Genomic DNA, 15,891 nt, shown 5'->3' with positions numbered 1-15,891 from the left:
TGATGAATTTGGCGCTGGTCCGCTGTCTAGAGTACTCGCCCCTTTCCCAACGGCCGGACCACTGCCATGAACCTCGCTTCCGACAGTCTCTGGGTCGATGTGGAGACCTGGTCTCCCTACCGCCCGCAACGCATCCTCCACGGCCGCATCAGTCGCGAGGATTACCTCGCCCTGTGCGACGGCCGCGCGCCCTTCGAGGTGCGCCTGGGTGATTGCCAGAGCCGCCACTGCCCCACCGGCCCGGTGCAGGACCTGTTCCTCAGCGGCACGCACATCCTCAACGTCACCCCGGCCGACCGGGTCGCCTGATACGCCAGGGATAGTCCCACAGGCCATTCAGAACAACCTGACAGAGACCATTCAGGACGGACGTTAAGGTCTGCCACCTCTTTTCCCCGCCGTGGAGTGACGTGGCAATGGACAATCAGCTCAAGGTCGAAGTCGTGGTTCGCGCGCACAACCGCGAGTCCTCTGTGCTCCAGGGCTGGATCAGCCAGGGAGACTATTGCGCGCTGTGCGATGGCGAGGCGCCTTTCGTGGTGCGCATGAACGACTGTCAGTCGGACATGGGGCTGCTCCTGCGACCGGAAGACCTCTACGTGCGCAGCGCCTACATCCTCAGCATCGAGGTGCTCGACCGCCTGCCCGGGCGTCAGTCGGCCATGCCACGGTAGACGTAGGTCATCGGCCGCGGCCCCGGCAGGTAGTCCTGGATCAGTTCGCGCAGGTGGAAGCCGCCGGACTCGATCAGCGCCGGCATGTCGCGGTCCAGGTGGCAGCCGCCGGCCAGCGGCTTCCAGACCGGCGTCAGGCGGTGCTGCCAGGCCCGCACGCCGGCATCCGGCGCCAGACCATGTTCACAGAAGAGGAACTCGCCACCGGGCTTGAGTACCCGGCGCATTTCCTTCAGCGCCGCCACCGCATCGGGGATGCTGCACAGGGTGAAGGTGCAGACGATGCTGTCGAAGCTGCCGGCGTCGGCACGAATCTGCCCCAGCTCCAGCGCCACCATGTCCACCGGAATGCCGATCGCCTCGGCCCGGCTGCGGGCGAGCTTCTGCATCTGCGCCGCCGGGTCGACGCCGACAATTGTCGACACTTTCGCCGGATCGTAGAACGACAGGTTCAGGCCGGTGCCCATGCCGATCTCCAGTACCCGGCCGCGCGCACGGGGCACCAGCAGCGAGCGCTGCTTCATCACATCACCCATGCCGCAGGCGAAGTCGATCAGTCGGGGCAGCACATAGCGGTCATAGAGTTGCATGGGCAGTTCTTCCGGCGTTTCCCCCGATCCTAGCGGGCCTGCAGCGCGCCGGCACAGCAGCCGACGAGGGGATATCCGCCATTCTCGCGCATCATTCTCCCGTACAACGGCCCCCAGCGAGCCGCCCGCCTCGGCATAACCAAAGGTCCCCATTAGACGATTGTCGACAATTCATCAGATCTTGATTGACCGAAGACTTTTCCGGGGGTAGCTTTCGCCGCACATCAAGAAGATTGTCGACACCATGAGCGATAGCCTGATTCTCCCCCCCCCTGCCAGCGACGACGGCGAGACCCTGTCGGAACACGTGTTCCGCAAGATCCAGTCGGCCATCGTCAAGGGCGAGATCGCCCCCGGCAGCAAGATTTCCGAGCCGGAACTGGCGCGCACCTACGGCATCAGCCGCGGCCCGCTGCGCGAGGCAATCCACCGCCTGGAAGGCCAGAAGCTGCTGGTGCGCGTGCCGCACGTCGGTGCGCGGGTGGTTTCGCTCAGCCACGAGGAGCTGCTGGAGCTCTACGAGATCCGCGAATCCCTCGAAGGCATGGCCTGCCGCCTGGCCGCCGAGCGCATGAGCCAGGCCGAGATCGACGAGCTGCGCCGGGTGCTCGACACCCACGAGCGCGACGAGGCGTTCCAGGCCGGCCGCGGCTATTACCAGCAGGAAGGCGACTACGACTTCCACTACCGGATCATTCAGGGCAGCGGCAATCGCACCCTCACCCGCATGCTCTGCGGCGAGCTGTACCAGCTCGTGCGCATGTACCGCCTGCAGTTCTCGGCGACGCCCAACCGCCCGCGCCAGGCCTTCTCCGAGCACCACCGGATTCTCGATGCCATCGCCGATCGTGACGGCGAACTGGCCGAGTTGCTGATGCGCCGTCACATCGGCGCCTCGAAACGCAATATGGAGCGTCACTACCTGGACGCCCAAGCCAAGACAGCCAACGAACGAGGTGAACAATGAGCAACAAGACCGCCGGCCAACGTTTCCGTGAAGCCCTTGCCGAAGAAAAGCCGCTGCAGGTGATCGGCGCGATCAACGCCAACCACGCCCTGCTGGCCAAGCGCGCCGGCTTCAAGGCCATCTACCTCTCCGGTGGCGGCGTGGCGGCGGGTTCCCTCGGCCTGCCGGACCTGGGCATCAACACCCTGGACGACGTGCTCACCGACGTTCGCCGCATCACCGACGTCTGCGACCTGCCGCTGCTGGTGGACATCGACACCGGCTTCGGCCCCAGCGCCTTCAACATCGAGCGCACCGTCAAGAACCTGATCAAGGCCGGCGCCGCTGCCGCCCACATCGAAGACCAGGTTGGCGCCAAGCGCTGCGGTCACCGTCCGGGCAAGGAAATCGTCTCCGTCGAGGAAATGGCTGACCGCGTGAAGGCCGCCGCCGACGCCAAGACCGACCCGAACTTCTTCCTCATCGCCCGCACCGACGCCATCCAGGCCGAAGGCGTGGACGCCGCCATCGAGCGTTGCCTGCGCTACGTCGAGGCCGGCGCCGATGCGATCTTCGCCGAAGCCGCCTACGACCTGCCGACCTACAAGCGCTTCGTCGATGCGCTGAACGTGCCGATCCTGGCCAACATCACCGAGTTCGGCGCAACCCCGCTGTTCACCCGTGACGAGCTGGCCTCGGTCGGCGTGGCCATCCAGCTGTATCCGCTGTCCGCCTTCCGCGCCGCCAACAAGGCCGCCGAAGCCGTGTACACCGCGATCCGCCAGGAAGGTCACCAGCAGAACGTGATCGAACTGATGCAGACCCGTGCCGAGCTGTACGACCGCATCGGCTATCACGCCTTCGAGCAGAAGCTCGACGCCCTGTTTGCCGCTGGCAAGAAGTGATTTCCCCTTCGCTCGGGCCAGGCCTGAACGAAGCGCAGGGTGCATAACGTCACAGACGTTATCCACCATTGGCGGTGACGGCGGATAACGCTTCGCGTTATTCGCCCTACGCCAGGCCGGCCTCCCGCGCGGGAGCCGACCAACCAGATTCGAACCGATATCCCGGCCCGCGCCGGGGACAAGAACAAGCAACCGGATTTGATGAGGAGACACGCGATGAGCGCTACCGCAGAAACCACCACCGGCTTCAAGCCGAAGAAGTCCGTGGCCCTGAGTGGCACCGCCGCTGGCAACACCGCCCTGTGCACCGTCGGCCGTACCGGCAATGACCTGCACTACCGTGGCTATGACGTCCTGGATTTCGCCAACCGCTGCGACTTCGAGGAAATCGCCCACCTGCTGGTCCACGGCAAGCTGCCCAACGCTGCCGAACTGGCCGGCTACAAGGCCAAGCTGAAAGCCCTGCGCGGCCTGCCGGCCGGCGTCAAGGCCGCCCTGGAAACCCTGCCGCCCTCGGCCCACCCGATGGACGTGATGCGCACCGCCGTATCCGTGCTCGGTTGCCTGTCGCCGGAGAAGGATGACCACAACCACCCGGGCGCCCGCGACATCGCCGACAAGCTGATGGCTTCCCTGGGCTCCGCACTGCTCTACTGGTACCACTTCAGCCACAACGGCAAGCGCATCGACGTCGAGACCGACGACGACTCCATCGGCGGCCACTTCCTGCACCTGCTGCACGGTGAGAAGCCCCGCGAGTCGTGGGTGCGCGCCATGCACACCTCGCTCAACCTGTACGCCGAGCACGAGTTCAACGCCTCCACCTTCACCTCCCGCGTTATCGCCGGCACCGGTTCGGACATGTTCTCCTGCATCGCCGGCGCCATCGGCGCGCTGCGCGGCCCGAAACACGGCGGCGCCAACGAGGTGGCCTTCGAGATCCAGAAACGCTACGACAACCCGGACGAAGCCGAGGCCGATATCCGCGCCCGCGTCGAGAAGAAGGAAGTCGTGATCGGCTTCGGCCACCCGGTCTACACCGTGTCCGACCCGCGCAACAAGGTGATCAAGGAAGTCGCTCACCAGCTGTCGAACGAGCAGTCCAACACCAAGATGTATGACATCGCCGAGCGCCTGGAAACCATCATGTGGGACATCAAGAAGATGTTCCCCAACCTCGATTGGTTCAGCGCCGTGAGCTACCACATGATGGGCGTGCCCACCGCGATGTTCACCCCGCTGTTCGTCATCGCCCGCACCGCCGGCTGGTCCGCTCACGTCATCGAGCAACGCATCGACGGCAAGATCATCCGCCCGAGCGCCAACTACACAGGCCCTGAAGACCTGAAGTTCGTGCCGCTCAAGGACCGTAAATAACTATGAACGCCACCGTGAACAGCCAATTCCGCAAGCGCCTGCCCGGCACCGCGCTGGATTACTTCGACGCCCGCGAGGCCGTCGAAGCGATCCAGGCCGGCGCCTGGGACAAGCTCCCCTACACCTCCCGCGTGCTGGCCGAACAGCTGGTGCGCCGCTGCGAGCCGGCGGACCTGACCGCCTCCCTGGAGCAGCTGGTCTACCGCAAGCGCGACCTCGACTTCCCCTGGTACCCGGCGCGCGTGGTCTGCCACGACATCCTCGGCCAGACCGCACTGGTCGACCTCGCCGGCCTGCGTGACGCCATCGCCGAAAAAGGCGGCGACCCGTCCAAGGTCAACCCGGTGGTGCCGACCCAGCTGATCGTCGACCACTCGCTGGCCGTGGAAGCCGCAGGCTTCGACCCGGATGCGTTCGAGAAGAACCGCGCCATCGAGGACCGCCGCAACGAGGACCGCTTCCACTTCATCGACTGGACCAAGACCGCGTTCAAGAACGTCGATGTGATCCCGGCCGGCAACGGCATCATGCACCAGATCAACCTGGAGAAAATGAGCCCGGTGATCCAGGCGCGCGGTGGCGTGGCCTTCCCCGACACCTGCGTCGGCACCGACTCGCACACTCCGCACGTGGATGCCCTGGGCGTGATCGCCATCGGCGTCGGCGGCCTCGAGGCCGAGACCGTGATGCTCGGCCACCCGTCGATGATGCGCCTGCCCGACATCGTCGGCGTGCAGCTCACCGGCAAACGCAAGCCGGGCATCACCGCCACCGACATCGTCCTGGCGATCACCGAGTTCCTGCGCAAGGAGCGCGTGGTCGGCGCCTACGTCGAGTTCTTCGGCGAGGGTGCGGACAGCCTCTCCATCGGCGACCGCGCGACCATCTCCAACATGTGCCCGGAATACGGCGCCACCGCGTCGATGTTCTACATCGACGGCCAGACCATCGACTACCTCAAGCTCACCGGCCGCGAGCCCGAGCAGGTGGAGCTGGTGGAGAACTACGCGAAGACCCTCGGCCTCTGGAGCACCGCTCTGGAAACCGCCGAGTACGAGCGCGTGCTGGAGTTCGACCTGGGTAGCGTCGTACGCAACATGGCCGGCCCGTCCAACCCGCACCGCCGCCTGCCGACTTCGGCACTGGCCGAGCGCGGCATCGCCGACGAAGCCAAGCTGCAGGAAGGCAAGGGTGAAGAAGCCCAGGGCCTGATGCCCGACGGCGCGGTGATCATCGCCGCCATCACCAGCTGCACCAACACCTCCAACCCGCGCAACGTCATCGCCGCCGGCCTGGTGGCGAAGAAGGCCAATGCGCTGGGCATGCTGCGCAAGCCGTGGGTGAAGACCTCCTTCGCGCCGGGCTCGAAAGTCGCCAAGCTGTACCTGGAAGAAGCCGGCCTGCTGCCAGAGCTGGAGAAGCTCGGCTTCGGCATCGTCGCCTATGCCTGCACTACCTGTAACGGCATGTCCGGCGCGCTGGACCCGGTGATCCAGAAGGAGATCATCGACCGCGACCTGTACGCCACCGCCGTGCTCTCGGGCAACCGCAACTTCGACGGGCGTATCCACCCGTACGCCAAGCAGGCCTTCCTCGCCTCGCCGCCGCTGGTGGTCGCCTACGCCATCGCCGGCACCGTGCGCTTCGATATCGAGCAGGACCCGCTGGGCACCGACAAGGACGGCAACCCCGTCACCCTGAAGGACCTCTGGCCCTCCGACGAAGAGATCGACGCCATCGTCGCCGCCAGCGTCAAGCCCGAGCAGTTCAAGCAGGTCTACATCCCGATGTTCGACCTGGGCAGCGTGCAGGAAGCGGAAAGCCCGCTGTACGACTGGCGCCCGATGTCCACCTACATCCGCCGCCCGCCGTACTGGGAAGGCGCGCTGGCCGGCGAGCGCACGCTCAAGGGCATGCTGCCGCTGGCGATCCTGCCGGACAACATCACCACCGACCACCTGTCGCCGTCCAACGCCATCCTGCTGGACAGCGCGGCCGGCGAATACCTGGCGAAAATGGGCCTGCCGGAGGAGGACTTCAACTCCTACGCCACCCACCGCGGCGACCACCTGACCGCCCAGCGCGCCACCTTCGCCAACCCGCAACTGGTCAACGAAATGGCCGTGGTCAACGGTGAGGTGAAGAAGGGTTCGCTGGCCCGCGTCGAGCCCGAAGGCAAGGTGATGCGCATGTGGGAAGCCATCGAAACCTACATGAACCGCAAGCAGAACCTGATCATCGTCGCCGGTGCCGACTACGGCCAGGGCTCGTCCCGCGACTGGGCGGCCAAGGGCGTTCGCCTGGCGGGCGTGGAAGTGATCGTGGCCGAAGGCTTCGAGCGCATCCACCGCACCAACCTGGTGGGCATGGGCGTGCTGCCGGTGGAGTTCAAGCCGGGCACCACCCGCCTGACCCTGGGCCTGGACGGCACCGAGACCTACGACATCAAGGGCGACGTCTCGCCGCGCTGCGACCTGACCCTGGTGGTCAATCGCCGCAACGGTGAAGTGGTCGAGGTCCCGGTCACCTGCCGCCTGGACACCGCCGCCGAAGTGAAGGTGTACAACGCCGGCGGCGTGCTGCAGCGCTTCGCCAAGGACTTCCTCGAGTCGTCCGTGGCGTGATGCAACGGCCCCGGCTTGCCATGCGGCGGGCCGGGTTGAAAGCCCCTCTCCCCCACCCTCTCCCTGAAGGGAGAGGGTGGGGGAGAGGGCAGCCCACCACCGAACACCCACGGACCCGACCCATGCCCCACGTACCTCAAGTGAAGATCCCCGCCACCTACATCCGCGGCGGCACCAGCAAGGGCGTGTTCTTCCGCCTGCAGGACCTGCCCGAGCGCTGCCAGGTGCCCGGCCCAGCCCGCGACCAGCTGTTCATGCGCGTGATCGGCAGCCCCGATCCGTACAGCGCGCACATTGATGGCATGGGCGGCGCGACCTCCAGCACCAGCAAGTGCGTGATCCTGTCCAGGAGCAGCCAGCCGGACCACGACGTCGACTACCTCTACGGGCAGATTTCCATCGACAAGGCCTTCGTCGACTGGAGCGGCAACTGCGGCAACCTCTCCACCGCCGCCGGCTCCTTCGCCATCCACGCCGGCCTGGTCGACCCGTCGCGCATCCCGGACAACGGCACCTGCGTGGTGCGTATCTGGCAAGCGAATATCCAGAAGACCATCATCGCCCACGTGCCCGTCACCAACGGCCAGGTGCAGGAGACCGGCGACTTCGAGCTGGACGGCGTGACCTTCCCCGCCGCCGAGATCGTGCTGGAGTTCCTCGACCCGTCCGACGACGGTGAAGACGGCGGCGCCATGTTCCCCACCGGCAACCTGGTGGACGATCTGGAAGTCCCCGGCATCGGCACCTTCAAGGCGACCATGATCACCGCCGGCATCCCGACCATCTTCGTCAACGCCCAGGACATCGGCTACACCGGCGCCGAACTGCGCGAAGCGATCAATGGCGACCCCGAGCAACTGGCGCGTTTCGAGAAATTCCGCATCGCCGGGGCCCTGCGCATGGGCCTGATCAAGACCCCGGAAGAAGCCGCGACCCGCCAGCACACGCCGAAGATCGCCTTCGTCGCACCGGCGAAGAACTACGTCACCTCCAGCGGCAAGGAAGTCCAGGCCGGCGATGTCGACCTGCTGGTTCGCGCGCTGTCCATGGGCAAGCTGCACCACGCCATGATGGGCACCGCCGCCGTGGCCATCGGCACCGCAGCCGCCATCCCCGGCACCCTGGTGAACCTCGCCGCCGGCGGTGGCGAACGCAGCGCCGTGCGCTTCGGCCACCCCTCCGGCACCCTGCGCGTAGGCGCCGAGGCGAAACAGGTTAACGGTGAGTGGACCGTGACCAAGGCCATCATGAGCCGCAGCTCGCGCATCCTGATGGAAGGCTGGGTACGGGTGCCGGGCGATTCGTTCTGATCGCTGGATCTACCCGTGAAAGCACAAGGCCCGCGATTGCGGGCCTTGTCGTTTCTCATGGGGAAATCGTGCCTGGGCTCTTCCTCCCCCAGCGCGCCGATGTATCCCTGCAGGAGATGGCGTGTCAGGCAACGAAGTCGCCCTGCAACTGCTCCAGCAGCACCTGGATGCGCGCCAGGCGTACGGTGGGGTCGTCCATCTCCAGCAGCACCTGCTTCTGGTCGCGCTCGAAGGGCAGCAGGTAGGCGAGCTGGCAGGCCAGTGCCTGCTGGCCGTTGACCTCCCCGCCCATCTCCAGCGCGGAGACCATCGGGTGCATGGACAGCGCCTCGAGCAATGCCGCAAGGTCGTCGTGCTCCTTGGTCAGCGGCTGGTCGGGCTGCTCGTCCAGCCACTGCACTTCGGCCACCGTCAACTGGTCCGTCTGCACGTTGGCGGAGAGCACGCGGAAGCGCCGCCCACCTTCGACACGGATACCCAGCAAACCATTTGGCCGCTGCTGCCAGTCGCGGATATGCGCCTCGCAGCCGACCAGGCTGTAGCGCTCCGGCGCATCGCCGACTTCCTCGCCCTCGACGATGGCCACCACGCCGAACCCGCCGCTCTGCTTCATGCAGCGGCCGATCATGTCCAGGTAACGCGCCTCGAAGATCTGCAGGTCGAGGCGGCAGCCGGGAAACAGCACGGTGTTGAGGGGGAACAGCGGGAAACTCATGGACACTCCGTCGATTCGTCAGGCGATCAGCGCTACCGCCAACGGTAGCAGCACAGCGGTGGCCACGCCCATCAGGCTCATGGCCAGGGCGGCGAAGGCGCCGCACTCCTCGCCCTCCTGCAAGGCGCGGGAGGTGCCCACGGCGTGGGCGGTCATGCCCAGCGCCATGCCCTGCGCAGCGGGGTGATGCACGCCGAAGCGGCGCAGCAGTTCCGGGCCGAGGATGGCGCCGAGCACGCCGGTAATCAACACGAACACCGCCGCCAGCGCCGCTACGCCGCCGATCTGGCTGGCCACCAGCATGGCGATGGGCGAGGTCACCGACTTGGGCGCCAGGCTCATCAGCAATTCGTGGTCGACGCCGAACAGCCAGCCCAGGCCGATGCCCAGCGCGGTGGCGAACAGGCCGCCGACCAGCAGGGTGATCAGCGTCGGCCAGAACAGCTGGCGGATGCGCTTCAGGTTGAGGAACAGCGGCACCGCCAGCGCGACAGTAGCGGGGCCGAGGAGGATGGTCAGCACCTTGGCGCTGTTGCTGTATTCCGCGTAGTCGATGCCACAGGCCAGCAGCACCGCGATGACCATCAGCATCGACACCAGCACCGGCTGCAGGAACACCCAGCGCGTGCGCTCGTAGGCCGCCAGCGCCAGCTGGTAGGCGCCCAGGGTAACGCCGACGCAGAACAGCGGATGGTGGATGACGGAGTTCAGCGCGCCTTGCCAGTCGAACATCACGCGCCCTCCTTCTGCTTGCGCTGGCGGTCGATGAGCTTCTGCATCAGCCAGCCGGCGAACACGAAAGACACCAGCAGCGACAGCGCCAGGGCGCCGGCGATGGCCCAGAAGTCCGCGGCGATCTGCTTCGCGTAGGCCATCACGCCCACCGCCGCCGGTACCAGCAGCAACGGCAGGTAGCGCAGCAGCGAAGCGGCCGCCTCGTTCACCGGCTTGCTCACCTCGCCGTTCCACACCAGGAAGGCGAACAGCAGCACCAGCCCAATGATGGGGCCGGGAATCATGTGCAGGATGAGAGCATTCAGGCCCGTGCCGAGCAGTTGGAACAGCACCAGCCAGGTCAGGCCGCGTAGCAACATCAGGGAACATCTCCAGCGCAAGGAACCGCCATTATGCCCGCCCGGCACCCGCTATGGCTCGGCATTCGCCCAAAGCATGAATGCCACTGCGGCTTGACCGGCCGCGGACCCCATGCTGATCTGTTGGCGGACTCTCATGCAGGCCGCACTAGAAGAACAACGATATCCCCGGAGGAAACATGGCATTCGTACCCGTAAGCGCACTGAAGGACTACATCGGCAAGGACCTGGGTCATTCGCAGTGGATCACCGTCGATCAACAGCGCATCAACCAGTTCGCCGAGTGCACCGAGGACCACCAGTTCATCCACGTCGATCCGGAGAAGGCGAAGAAGACGCCCTTCGGCGGCACCATCGCCCACGGATTCCTGTCGCTGTCGCTGATCCCCAAACTCTGCGAGGGCCTGCTGGTCCTGCCGGAGAACCCCAAGATGGTGGTCAACTACGGCCTCGACAGCGTGCGCTTCATCCAGCCGGTACCGGTGGACTCGCGCGTGCGCCTGCAGGTGACCATCACCGACATCACCGAGAAGAACCCCGGCCAGTGGCTGATCAAGGCACGCTGCACCCTGGAGATCGAAGGCCTGCCCAAGCCGGCCTACATCGCCGAATCGCTGAGCCTGTGCTTCGTCTGACGGCTCTGGCACAGCGTTGAGAAAAAAGCCCGCGTCCGCGGGCTTTTTTACGTCACACTCACTCTGCGACCCACCGTCGATTCGAGAGTCCCGATGCCACGCCAACTCCTGCCCTTGAGCCTCGCCCTGCTCCTGACTGCCTGCGGCGAAGGCGAACCGCTGACACCCCCGGACGCCCGCCTGCCCGACGGCGCGCGCTACCGTGGCGAGCTGGTGAACGGCCAACTGCAGGGCCCGGGTCGGCTGGATTACAGCAATGGTTCCTGGTACGAGGGCGGCTTCGACAAGGGCCTGCAGAGCGGCCAGGGCAAGTGGAGCGACGGCAACGGCACGAGCTATGAAGGCGAGTTCCGCGACGGCCTGTTCGAAGGGCGTGGCCACCTGCAGTACGCCGACGGCAGCTTCTACGAGGGCCAGTTCAAGCGCGGCGAGTTCGACGGCGAAGGGCGGATTTCCCAGGGCGGCACCACCTACAGCGGCGGCTTCCGCAAGGGTCGCTACGAGGGCCTGGGCAGCCTCGTACAAGCCGATGGCACCCACCACCAGGGAGCCTTCGCCCGAGGCGAAGCCAACGGCGAAGGCGCCCGCCGCGACAGCCTCGGCAACCAGTACAGCGGCCCGTTCAAGAACGGCGTGCTCGAAGGCAAGGGCATCTTCCGCGACGATGCGGGCGACCAGTACGCCGGCGAGTTCCGCAACGACCAGTTCGACGGCACCGGACGCTTCCAGAACGCCGACGGCGATGTCTGGTTCGGTCGCTTCAAGGCCGGCGCGCTGAGCGGGCCGGGCGAGTTCATCGGCACCGATGGCAGCCGCTACAAGGGCGACTTCCGCTTCTGGCGCTTCGACGGCCAGGGCACCCTGACCAAGGCCGACGGCCAGACCTACAGCGGTGGCTTCGCCCGTGGCGAGTACTCCGGTGCCGGCACCCTAACCCGCCATGACGGCACCGTGCAGAAAGGCACCTGGAGCGCCGGCCAGTTGCGCCAGGACGCCGCCGGCAAGCTACTGCCCAACCCGCTGGAAGTCGGCTTGCTGGAACAGGGCGCCATGCTGGAGAAAGCCCTGTCCGCCATCCCGCAGTCCACCCCGGCAATCGAGCTCTACGGCGTCAGCCTGGGCGGCGACGGCAAGCAGAGCGTGTTCCTGCGAGAGGCCGACTACGTCGCCAACCTGCTCGGTGATCGCTTCGGCGCGCGCGGCGTGGTCCGTCTGGTGAACCACCGCGATCACCTCGCCGACCGTCCCATGGCCACCCGCGAAACCCTCGCCCGCACCCTGCGCACCATCGCCGAGCGCAGCGGCCCGGAAGACCTGGTGTTCATCTACCTGACCAGCCACGGCTCCCATGACCACCAGTTGGTGCTGGACATGCCGGGCCTGAAGCTCGACGACCTGCCGGCCAGCGAACTCGCCACGCTGCTCGCTCCGCTCAAGGACCGCACCAAGGTGCTGGTGATCTCCGCCTGCTACAGCGGCGGCTTCATCCCCGCGCTCAAGGACGACAAGACCCTGATCATGACCGCCGCGCGCGCCGACCGGGTGTCCTTCGGTTGCTCCGAGGAGGCTGACTTCACCTACTTCGGCGATGCGCTCTTTGCCAAGGCCTTCCAGCAGACCGACGACCTCAGGCAGGCGTTCAAGCTCGCCAGCGTCACCGTGGCCAAGCGCGAGAAGGAGGAAGAGTTCGAGCCATCGGAGCCGCAACTCTGGGCGCCGGATGCGGTCATTACTCGCTGGCAGGCCCTGCGTGCGCAACAGACGCACGGAGCCCTGGCGCTCGGCAGCAACGATGCGCAGGCAAAAGGACAGGGCGAGAACTAAGCTGGAAGGTGTGTCAGAGGGGAAACACAGATGTACTCGAAACCGACGAATATCCTGCTAGCTGGCGCCACCGGCCTGACCGGTGAGCATCTGCTCGACCGCATGCTCAACGAGCCCACGGTCAAGCGCGTCATTGCCCCGGCCCGAAGGAAGCTGGCGGAGCACCCACGCCTGGACAATCCCGTCGGCCCGCTGGCCGAACTCATCCCGCACCTGCTCCAGCCGGTGGACACGGTGTTCTGCTGCCTGGGCACCACGCTCAAGGAGGCCGGCTCCGAGGAGGCCTTCCGCAGTGTCGACTACGACCTGCCGCTGGCCCTGGGCGAGCGCGGCCTGGCCCTGGGCGCGCGGCACTACATCGTGGTCAGCGCGCTGGGTGCGGACAGCAAGTCATCGATCTTCTACAGCCGGACCAAGGGCGAGCTGGAAGATGCCCTGCGCCAGCAAGGCTGGCAGCAATTGACCATCGCCCGGCCGTCACTGCTGCTGGGGCAGCGCGAGGAAATCCGCCTCGCCGAACTGCTCGCCGCGCCCTTCTCGCGCATCCTGCCGGGCAAGCTCCACGGCATCGAAGCCATCGCCCTGGCCCGCGCGCTGTGGCGCCTGGCCCTGGAGCCGGGCAAGGGCGTGCGCGTCGTCGAATCGGACGAACTGCGCAAGCTGGGCAAATAACCCCCTCCACGCAAGCCTACGATCGCCGGGCGCTTTTGTAGGATGGTGTGGAGCGAAGCGTTACCCATCAATCGCAACAATGACCGCATGGGTATCGCTCCGCTCCCCCCATCCTACGCAGGACCTCCCTGATCTTTCTTCAGGGGAATCAGCAGAAGCGGGTCAGTTCCCGCCCCACACCTGCAGGCCGATGCCCAGCTCCGCGGCGAGCGAGAGCGGCAGCAACAAGGTATCCAGCAGCGCGCTGCCGGGCAGGTCGAGGCCGGGGTAGGCCGGCGCGTCGGTGCCAAAGTGATCCTTCGGGCAGCAGCCGCCATTGAGCGAATACCAGTCCAGCCGGGTGCCGGCATAGATCAGCGGGTCGCCGGGCCGGCTGTCGTTGAGCGTCTTCACAGTGGCACAACCGCCCAGTTGCAACAGCAACAGGACGGCGAGGACCTTATTCGTCGCTGACAAGATGGTGTTCGCCCCAGCGCGGCAGCATGTCCTGGGGAATACCCAGTTGGTTGAGGATGCGCGCGACGACGAAGTCGATCAGGTCGTCGACCGTCTGCGGCTGGTGATAGAAGCCCGGAGCGGCCGGCAGGATCACCGCGCCCATATTGGACAGCTTGAGCATGTTCTCCAGGTGGATGCTGGAGAACGGCGCCTCGCGCGGCACCAGGATCAACTGGCGGCGCTCCTTCAGCGCCACGTCGGCGGCACGTTCGATGAGGTTGTTGCAGGCGCCGGTGGCGATGGCCGAGAGCGTCCCCGTCGAGCAGGGCACCACCACCATCGCACTGGGAGCCCCGGAACCGGAGGCCACCGGGGCCATCCAGTCTTCCTTGCCGTAGACGCGAATCTGCCCCGGCGCGGCGCCGGTGTACTCGCTGAGGAAAGCCTGCATCGCCTGCGGCTTGCTCGGCAGGGTCACGTCGGTCTCGGTGGCCACCACCAGTTGCGCGGCCTTGGAGATCAGGAAGTGCACCTCGCGGTCTTCCTGCACCAGGCAGTCGAGCAGACGCAGGCCGTACTGGGCGCCCGAGGCGCCGGTCATGGCGAGGGTGACGCGTTCGGCTCCGGCCATGTTCAGCTCTCCAGCGCCTTGGCCAGCTTGCCGTGCAGGCCGCCAAACCCGCCGTTGCTCATGACCACCACCTGGGTGCCCGGCGTGGCGATGGCTTTCACGCCCTCGATGATGGCTTCCAGCGAATCGCACACTTGCGTCGGCACGGTCGAACTGGCGACGGTGGCGGCCAGGTCCCAGCCGAGGTTGGGCGGCGCGTACCAGAACACGCTGTCGGCCTGGACAACGGACTCCGGCAGGCCGTCGCGGTGGGCACCGAGCTTCATGGAGTTGGAGCGCGGTTCAACCACGGCGATCACCCTGGCATCGCCGACGCGCTTGCGCAGGCCGTCGAGGGTGGTGGCGATGGCGGTCGGGTGGTGGGCGAAGTCGTCATAGATAGTCACGCCCTGCACTTCCGCGACCTTCTCCATGCGCCGCTTGACGCTCTTGAAGGCCGACAGCGCGGCGCAACCCAGCTCCGGCACCACGCCGACATGACGGGCCGCTGCAAGGCAGGCCAAAGCGTTGGCGACGTTGTGCTGGCCGGTCAGTTCCCAGTCCACGGTGCCTTGCGGTTTTCCGTCGAACAGCACCTCGAAGTGCGAGCCGTCCTCGCTGAGCAGCCGCGCCTGCCACTGGCCGCCTTCGCCGGTGGTCTGCACCGGCGTCCAGCAGCCCATGTCGATCACGCGCTTGAGTGCGGTCTCGGACGTCGGGTGGATGACCAGGCCTTCGCCGGGGATGGTCCGCACCAGATGGTGGAACTGCCGCTCGATGGCCGCGAGGTCGGGGAAGATGTCCGCGTGGTCGAACTCCAGGTTGTTCAGGATCGCCGTGCGCGGGTGGTAGTGGACGAACTTGGAGCGCTTGTCGAAGAAGGCGCTGTCGTACTCGTCAGCCTCGACTACGAAGAACGGGGTGCCGCCCAGGCGTGCGGAGACGCCGAAGTTCTGCGGCACGCCGCCGATCAGGAAGCCCGGGCTCATGCCGGCGTGCTCCAGTACCCAGGCCAGCATGCTGCTGGTGGTGGTCTTGCCGTGGGTGCCGGCGGCCGCCAGGACCCAGCGCCCCTGCAGCACGTGGTCGGCCAGCCACTGTGGGCCGGAGACGTAAGGCAGGCCCTTGTTCAGCACGTATTCCACTGCCGGGTTGCCGCGCGACAGCGCGTTGCCGACCACTACCAGGTCCGGAGCCGGCTCCAGGTGCGCAGGGTCGTAGCCCTGCATCAGCTCGATACCCTGGGCTTGCAGCTGGGTGCTCATGGGCGGGTAGACGTTGGCGTCGGAGCCGGTCACGCGGTGGCCCAGTTCCTTGGCCAGGACGGCCAGCGACCCCATGAAGGTGCCGCAGATGCCGAGGATGTGGATATGCATGCAGACTCCTGCAATCAAGCCTTTGAAGGCACTTCGAATGGGCGGCAGAGTAGCACAGCGCGCCCCCGCGCGGCCCGCCGCCGGGGCATCAGACGACGAGG

The 15,891-nt window shown here is 66.4% G+C and carries 17 protein-coding genes; 10 read left to right on the top strand and 7 right to left on the bottom strand.

Going from position 1 to position 15,891, the window contains the following annotated elements; translation table 11 throughout:
* Positions 1–66: 66 nt before the first annotated feature.
* Both IB256_RS18450 and IB256_RS18445 read left to right on the top strand, forming a co-directional pair.
* Positions 67–309, top strand: a complete 243-nt coding sequence (locus IB256_RS18450) for a hypothetical protein (protein ID WP_192290295.1) — start codon at positions 67–69, stop codon at positions 307–309.
* 107 nt (positions 310–416) lie between these two features.
* Positions 417–674, top strand: a complete 258-nt coding sequence (locus tag IB256_RS18445) for a hypothetical protein (RefSeq protein ID WP_192290297.1) — start codon at positions 417–419, stop codon at positions 672–674.
* On the opposite strand, the gene IB256_RS18440 is transcribed toward IB256_RS18445, so the two are convergent.
* Positions 653–1,264, bottom strand: coding sequence for a class I SAM-dependent methyltransferase (locus tag IB256_RS18440; protein WP_081517270.1), 612 nt, complete (start codon positions 1,262–1,264; stop codon positions 653–655). The two genes, IB256_RS18445 and IB256_RS18440, sit on opposite strands and share 22 nt — an antisense overlap.
* A 244-nt stretch (positions 1,265–1,508) precedes the next feature.
* On the opposite strand from IB256_RS18440, the gene IB256_RS18435 reads away from it, so the two are divergent.
* The 5 genes from IB256_RS18435 (at position 1,509) to prpF (ending at position 8,426) form a co-directional block, all read left to right on the top strand.
* Positions 1,509–2,231, top strand: a complete 723-nt coding sequence (locus tag IB256_RS18435) for a GntR family transcriptional regulator (protein WP_192290298.1) — start codon at positions 1,509–1,511, stop codon at positions 2,229–2,231.
* Entirely contained in the window at positions 2,228–3,115 is an 888-nt protein-coding gene (gene prpB / locus IB256_RS18430; protein WP_138212114.1) for a methylisocitrate lyase, read from the top strand. The genes IB256_RS18435 and prpB overlap by 4 nt, the downstream gene beginning before the upstream one ends.
* Positions 3,116–3,331: 216 nt before the next feature.
* Positions 3,332–4,492, top strand: coding sequence for a 2-methylcitrate synthase (gene prpC, locus IB256_RS18425; protein WP_081517267.1), 1,161 nt, complete (start codon positions 3,332–3,334; stop codon positions 4,490–4,492).
* Positions 4,493–4,506: 14 nt separating this feature from the next.
* Positions 4,507–7,116 carry a Fe/S-dependent 2-methylisocitrate dehydratase AcnD gene (gene acnD, locus IB256_RS18420; protein ID WP_192403983.1) on the top strand — a complete coding sequence of 870 codons (2,610 nt, stop codon included), beginning with the start codon at positions 4,507–4,509 and terminating at the stop codon, positions 7,114–7,116.
* Positions 7,117–7,238: 122 nt separating this feature from the next.
* Positions 7,239–8,426, top strand: coding sequence for a 2-methylaconitate cis-trans isomerase PrpF (gene prpF / locus IB256_RS18415; RefSeq protein ID WP_192290302.1), 1,188 nt, complete (start codon positions 7,239–7,241; stop codon positions 8,424–8,426).
* A 124-nt stretch (positions 8,427–8,550) separates the two neighbouring features.
* Here prpF and IB256_RS18410 read toward each other — a convergent pair whose 3' ends face one another.
* Genes IB256_RS18410 through IB256_RS18400 form a run of 3 tightly spaced genes read right to left on the bottom strand, consistent with a single transcriptional unit; the run spans position 8,551 to position 10,235 of the window.
* Positions 8,551–9,141 carry an LON peptidase substrate-binding domain-containing protein gene (locus tag IB256_RS18410; protein ID WP_192290304.1) on the bottom strand — a complete coding sequence of 197 codons (591 nt, stop codon included), beginning with the start codon at positions 9,139–9,141 and terminating at the stop codon, positions 8,551–8,553.
* Positions 9,142–9,159: 18 nt separating this feature from the next.
* On the bottom strand, positions 9,160–9,873 hold the full coding sequence (locus tag IB256_RS18405; protein WP_138212109.1) for an LrgB family protein: 714 nt from the start codon (positions 9,871–9,873) through the stop codon (positions 9,160–9,162).
* Positions 9,873–10,235: a CidA/LrgA family protein gene (locus IB256_RS18400; protein ID WP_045217069.1), complete on the bottom strand. Its 363-nt coding sequence runs from the start codon at positions 10,233–10,235 to the stop codon at positions 9,873–9,875. The genes IB256_RS18405 and IB256_RS18400 overlap by 1 nt, the downstream gene beginning before the upstream one ends.
* Positions 10,236–10,414: 179 nt before the next feature.
* On the opposite strand from IB256_RS18400, the gene IB256_RS18395 reads away from it, so the two are divergent.
* The 3 genes from IB256_RS18395 (at position 10,415) to IB256_RS18385 (ending at position 13,366) form a co-directional block, all read left to right on the top strand.
* Positions 10,415–10,870: a MaoC family dehydratase gene (locus IB256_RS18395; RefSeq protein WP_045217066.1), complete on the top strand. Its 456-nt coding sequence runs from the start codon at positions 10,415–10,417 to the stop codon at positions 10,868–10,870.
* 93 nt (positions 10,871–10,963) lie between these two features.
* A complete protein-coding gene (locus tag IB256_RS18390; protein ID WP_192403620.1) occupies positions 10,964–12,694 on the top strand; it encodes a C13 family peptidase in 1,731 nt (576 codons plus the stop codon).
* A 30-nt stretch (positions 12,695–12,724) separates the two neighbouring features.
* Positions 12,725–13,366, top strand: a complete 642-nt coding sequence (locus IB256_RS18385) for an oxidoreductase (RefSeq protein WP_192290308.1) — start codon at positions 12,725–12,727, stop codon at positions 13,364–13,366.
* A 162-nt stretch (positions 13,367–13,528) separates the two neighbouring features.
* Here IB256_RS18385 and IB256_RS18380 read toward each other — a convergent pair whose 3' ends face one another.
* Genes IB256_RS18380 through mpl form a run of 3 tightly spaced genes read right to left on the bottom strand, consistent with a single transcriptional unit; the run spans position 13,529 to position 15,790 of the window.
* Complete coding sequence (locus IB256_RS18380) at positions 13,529–13,822, bottom strand: YceK/YidQ family lipoprotein (RefSeq protein WP_192403618.1); 294 nt, start codon at positions 13,820–13,822, stop codon at positions 13,529–13,531.
* Positions 13,806–14,435, bottom strand: a complete 630-nt coding sequence (gene ubiX / locus IB256_RS18375) for a flavin prenyltransferase UbiX (RefSeq protein WP_017521701.1) — start codon at positions 14,433–14,435, stop codon at positions 13,806–13,808. The genes IB256_RS18380 and ubiX overlap by 17 nt, the downstream gene beginning before the upstream one ends.
* Before the next feature lie 2 nt (positions 14,436–14,437).
* The gene (mpl, locus tag IB256_RS18370) at positions 14,438–15,790 is read right to left on the bottom strand and encodes a UDP-N-acetylmuramate:L-alanyl-gamma-D-glutamyl-meso-diaminopimelate ligase (protein WP_192290312.1); all 1,353 of its coding nucleotides are present in this window, start codon (positions 15,788–15,790) and stop codon (positions 14,438–14,440) included.
* Between the last annotated feature and the right edge of the window lie 101 nt (positions 15,791–15,891).

Source organism: Pseudomonas sp. PDM17 (assembly GCF_014851985.1).
Lineage (GTDB): Bacteria > Pseudomonadota > Gammaproteobacteria > Pseudomonadales > Pseudomonadaceae > Pseudomonas.
Note: the sequence above shows the minus strand (reverse complement) of the source record. Positions and strands in the feature narration are given on the sequence as shown.